This window comes from Pedobacter miscanthi, from assembly GCF_003315595.1.
In the GTDB taxonomy this organism is placed as follows: domain Bacteria; phylum Bacteroidota; class Bacteroidia; order Sphingobacteriales; family Sphingobacteriaceae; genus Pedobacter; species Pedobacter miscanthi.
Genome location: NZ_QNQU01000064.1, coordinates 1 through 1792, shown reverse-complemented (window position 1 = coordinate 1792; position 1792 = coordinate 1). Strand labels below are relative to the sequence as shown.

Genomic DNA, 1792 nt, shown 5'->3' with positions numbered 1-1792 from the left:
GGGGCTGACTAAAAAGGGTATAAAAAAATACAGCCGTTGCTTGAAAAGCAGCGGCTGTTTAGTAAATTTAAGTGCGAAAGAAATTTACTATATGACTAAGATACAAAGTTCAGCACAATTCAAAAGCTACCAGCCGCAACAAATTCTATTATTGCCGCCGTCGTTTGATGAGTTAATCGATGAACATGACCTGGTAAGGGTGGTTAACCGTGTGGTTGATTCGCTGAACATCAGCGGTCTGATCAACCAGTACAAAGGAGGTGGAACAACGGCCTACCATCCGCGAATGTTATTGAAGATACTGTTGTATGCTTACAGTGTTAAGATATACACAGGCCGTAAGATAGCTAAAGCTTTGCGGCAGGACATTCACTTCATGTGGTTATCAGGTATGAGCCGGCCCGATTTCCGAACAATCAATAACTTCCGCAGTTCAAAGGCAAAGGAAGTAATAGAACAACTATTTCAACAGATGCTTTTGTTTTTGATGGATCATGGCTACATCAAAATGGAGAATTACTTCTGTGATGGCAGTACGATCTCGGCCGATTGTAATAAGCATAAAATGGTGTGGAAGAAGAACGCTGAGCGGTTTAAAGCCGGCACAGAGGAAAAGTGCCGGGAGTTGTTCAAGGAAATAGATGCGCTTAATGCTACTGAGGATAAACAGTATTCGGGAACAGACCTGGAAGAACGCGGGTTGCAAGCCAGGGAAATAACGGCGGAAACCATCCGCGGGCAGGCCGACAAACTGGATGCAGTTATTACCTCATCTACCGGCAAGCAGCAACGCAAGGCATTGAGCCTGAAGAAAAAGCTAAAGCAGAAGGAAGTTATAATAGCGGCCTATGGGCAGCAGATCGAACTGGCTGGCAAGCGAAGCGGTTATAATAAAACGGATAATGACGCTTCGGCCATGCGAATGAAGAATGATGAGCTATTGCCTGCCTACAATGCGCTTGCAGGTTGCGAAAACCAGTTTATTTTAGCTGTCAGCATCCATCAGAACACCAATGACGGAAGCTGTTTTAAGGATCATCTGCAAAAGCTGGAGCAGCAGAGCCCTGTTTTACCACGGGCCATCGTTGCAGATAGCATCTTTGGTACCGAGCAGAACTATGAACTGCTGGGGAGCAAACGGATAAACAACTACCTTAAGTTTCCCTCTTATCAGGCCGAACAAAAGCAAAGCTACCGCCAGAACCCTTTTTTGAAAGATAACTTCAGCTATGATGCAAGTACTGACAGTTATACCTGCCCGAATGAAAAACAACTTACCTTACAATCCAGCTACTTTCAAACCCATAAACGAACCGGCTACCAATCCGCAATTAAAGAGTATCAATGTAAAGACTGCAAGGAATGTCCTTTTTATCAGCAATGCTGCAAATCGACTACAGGTGAGAACCGGATGATCAAGGTAAATGAGAAGCTGGATACTTATACGCATCAGGCCAGGAAGAACCTGAATAGCGAGTTGGGAAACGCCTTAAGGAAACAACGCTGCATTGAAATAGAAAGCTGCTTTGGTGACATCAAACATAACATGGGCTTTAGAAGATTCCACCTTCGTGGGTTAAAAAAAGTGGAAACGGAGTTTAGTCTAGTTGCAATGGCGCATAACCTTAGAAAACTTCAAATCAAACAAGAAGAAAAGGCTGCATAAGCCTTGTTAATCCCTATTTCTTATAGATCCAATCGAAAGTTCATCAAAATAAGTGAAGCACGATATTCTTTGGACATAAAAAAAGGAGGCTGACCAAATTAGTAATCTACCTTTTTGGTCAGCCCC

The 1792-nt window shown here is 43.4% G+C and carries 1 protein-coding gene; it reads left to right on the top strand.

Annotated elements, in window-relative coordinates; all coding sequences use genetic code 11:
• On the top strand, window positions 1-1666 hold a 1666-nt coding region (locus DRW42_RS28340; RefSeq protein WP_147243828.1), incomplete at its 5' end, for an IS1182 family transposase.
• Window positions 1667-1792: the final 126 nt, after the last annotated feature.